Source organism: Caballeronia sp. BR00000012568055 (genome assembly GCF_029439455.1).
GTDB lineage: Bacteria > Pseudomonadota > Gammaproteobacteria > Burkholderiales > Burkholderiaceae > Caballeronia.
Map to the genome: position 1 here is coordinate 1 of NZ_JAQFVG010000080.1, position 3,107 is coordinate 3,107.

The window sequence follows — 3,107 nt, forward strand, 5'->3', positions numbered from 1 at the left end:
AAGAAGTGTGCCCCTGCGACATCATGCGGACGTCGTGTAACGGCCGCCATCGTGCTGATGTCGATCGCCGAAGAGTTGGTAAGCAGGAGCGCCCCTTCCTTCATCACCGCGTCCAGCTTCGTGAAGACATCTTCTTTCAGATCGATACGCTCGAACACTGCTTCCACGACAACATCGGCGTCCCCGATGTCCTCATATCGCAAGACAGGTTGTACGTACGTCAGTCGCTCGTTCATTTCTTCTTGTGTGAGGCTTCCGCGCCGCACTCTTACCGCATATGTGTCGTGAATCCGCTTCATGCCTCGATCAAGTGCTTCTTGCGTCACTTCGAGCACTTTCACCGGAACGCGAACGTCCGCAAAACAGATTGCAATTCCAGCCCCCATTGTCCCAGCGCCCACGATTGCAGCGGATCGCGCGCCTTCAGGCTTATAGGACGCGGGCGCGCCTGGAATCTTTTTCGCCTCACGCTCGGCAAAGAAGGCATATCGCAATGCCCTCGCTTCATCCGAGCCCTCGAGCTCCGAAAACAGTCGCTGCTCAAGAGCCAGTCCATCCTCGAAGCTACCGGTTAGTGCCGCTTCCACGCAAGCGACAGCGCAATGCGGTGCCTTCACGTTACGAGCCTTGCTAAGAGCGGCCTTCTTCGCCGCTTCCCAGGCTTCAGGGTGCTGATCCGCATACGCAATTTGATCAGTCATGTCCCGAACCCGTGGCAATGGGCGCGCGGGCGCTACGTCCTTCGCGTAAGAAATTGCGCTAGCCAGAAGATTTTCCTGACTCACAATCTGCGTAATGATTCCTGACTTTAACGCTTCGAATGCCGAAACATGACGACCACTGCTGATCATCTCAACAGCCACCTTCGGTCCGATCAACCTCGTCAGCCGTTGGGTCCCACCCCCAGCTGGAATTACCCCGATGCTTACCTCAGGCAGCCCCAGCTTGGCGTCAGGCGTGGCGATCCGATAATGACATGCGAGAGCATGCTCGAGGCCCGCACCAAGAACGTAGCCTTGCATCGCGGCTATCACGGGCTTCTCACATGCGTCCAAGGCTGCAGTGCTGACGCTGGTATTGATTTGGCGCGCCTTCCCAAACTGTCGGATATCGGCTCCGGCGATAAAATTCTTGCCTGACCCGATGAGCACAACCGCTTTCACTGCAGGGTCAGCGCCAGCTCGTTCTAGGCCGTCGATGATGCCCTCCCGCATACCGGGTGCCAACGCATTGACCGGCGGGTTGTCGACGGTAATTACTGCCACGCCGCTCTCGACGTGATAACTGACATTACGTGTATCGCTCATCAGGTGTCTCTCTTAATATCAAAAGCGCTGGCGGTGAGTCGGCTGATCCCGTGAATCCCTTGCCCGAGGAAGGCGAGTCGAGCCGCAGATGCGTCCCCAGGAGTCGATATTTCAAGCTCCGAACCGTCACTGGCCGTTTGGAAAAAAACTTCAGTGCATCGTAACATGCGTTCCGATGGCCAGCATTAATTCCATTGATCGGAACTTCGTCGCGATGTCATGATTCGAGAGACCGGCACGAAGGTTGACAACGCGACACGAATTTACGAGTCGCTGAACGCGGTGGGCGCTTGCATCACGGGTTATGACTGGTCCGCACGAACTGAGAGCGGTGGGCAGGAGGACGAGCTACGGAACAGCTCGGGATTGCACCGCAACGAAGAGCCGGAAAGGGGATGTGGGATCGCGGCTTGGATTCTTGGATTCGCGATTCGCGAAAGCTGGCTAAACGCTCCGCTCGTGGATTTTCTCGGCCTCATTTCAACGGCAACGCCGAAATGCGGTCGCAAACTTTGACGGAACGCCAAACCTGCAATAGATCGGTAACGACAGTTTGATTACTGGTAAAGCGCGCCAAACCGACGCGAGATCTTTTCGGCCGCACTCACGACCAGCCTTATGGCTTCGTCCTCGTTGACACGCAACCTTACAGTGGGCGCAGCAACCGACAGGCAGTAACGAACCTCCTGATTTGCATCTCGAATTGGAGCCGATGCCGCCGAAATGCCGAGTAGTCGTTCGCCATGAGACACTGCATAGCCAAGTGCGCGTATCAGCTCAAGTTCCGCGATGAGCGCCTCATCTGTTACGTTCAAAACGCGGGCCACCGACGGCAAGATCGACGTCAACTCGAGCGGCTGCATGTGAGCTAAAAGTACCTTCGAGCCCGAACCGCCGAGCAATGGCGTTTCCTCGCCCGGTTGGGTAACCGCTCGCAACGGCGCAGACACAGTGGATAAGGCATCAATGCAAACACGGCTTCGTCCCGACAAGGTATGCAGTGAAACCGTTTCCTTCGTCTGTTGAGCTAGTTCAACCAATATTGGTCGAGCGATTGCTCGAACGTCCAAGGTGCTCCTGACCATGCCCGCCAGGCGAGTGAACCTAAAGGAGAGGCAATACTCTTGATCTTCGAGACGGATCAGGTATCCTGCCTTCTCAAGGCTTTGCACTATCCGAAAGGCGGTCGACTTCGGCAGTTCGATGCGCTCCGCGACCTCCTGTAAGGTCAGGCTGGTTCGATCCGAACTGAAGCTTTCGAACACAGCAAGAATGCGCTGAACAGACCGCATCATGTTTCTGTTCGCTGTAGATGGCTCGTTTGCAATGTTTGTCATAGTCACGCGGCTGAAGACCGCTGCACCTATCGTTTAGCGATGACCGAAAGTTTCCTGTCCGCACAAGGCACCCCGTAGAGCACCCCGCTTGGTTGAGTGCCCTCGCGCTCAAGATGTCGGGAATGCGCCCGCTCTCTTCGCAGACCCTACCCTCCGTCACCGACAGTGACGGACCGGCCCAGCCTCCGCCATTTCGGGACTTCTTTTGACATGTAGTCGGAAAAGTACGCGGTTTCACCCGAAACTGGCTCGCAATAGAGCGAATTACGCATCCGGCTGGCTACTTCCGGAGAACTCGATACCTTATTCACAGCCGCGCTGATACGCTCAATCACGGAGGAAGGAACGCCTTTTGGTCCGATGACTCCGTAGAACGTATAGTTTTCGATACCGTGCAACGAGGCGTTGTGGGATTCCGCGAGACTCGGGACTTCAGGCAATGCGCTCAGCCTGTGGTTACCCG

3 protein-coding genes are annotated in these 3,107 nt (G+C 56.2%); all 3 read right to left on the reverse strand.

From position 1 onward, the window contains the following. A partial coding sequence (locus P7F28_RS05795; RefSeq protein WP_277183535.1) for an enoyl-CoA hydratase-related protein occupies nt 1-1,307 on the reverse strand: 1,307 nt, incomplete at its 3' end. A 557-nt stretch (nt 1,308-1,864) separates the two neighbouring features. After that, nucleotides 1,865-2,602 (reverse strand): IclR family transcriptional regulator, encoded by a 738-nt coding sequence (locus P7F28_RS05800; protein ID WP_277183536.1) that lies wholly within the window; start codon nt 2,600-2,602, stop codon nt 1,865-1,867. Nucleotides 2,603-2,790: 188 nt separating this feature from the next. After that, on the reverse strand, nt 2,791-3,107 hold a 317-nt coding region (locus tag P7F28_RS05805; RefSeq protein ID WP_277183537.1), incomplete at its 5' end, for a tripartite tricarboxylate transporter substrate-binding protein.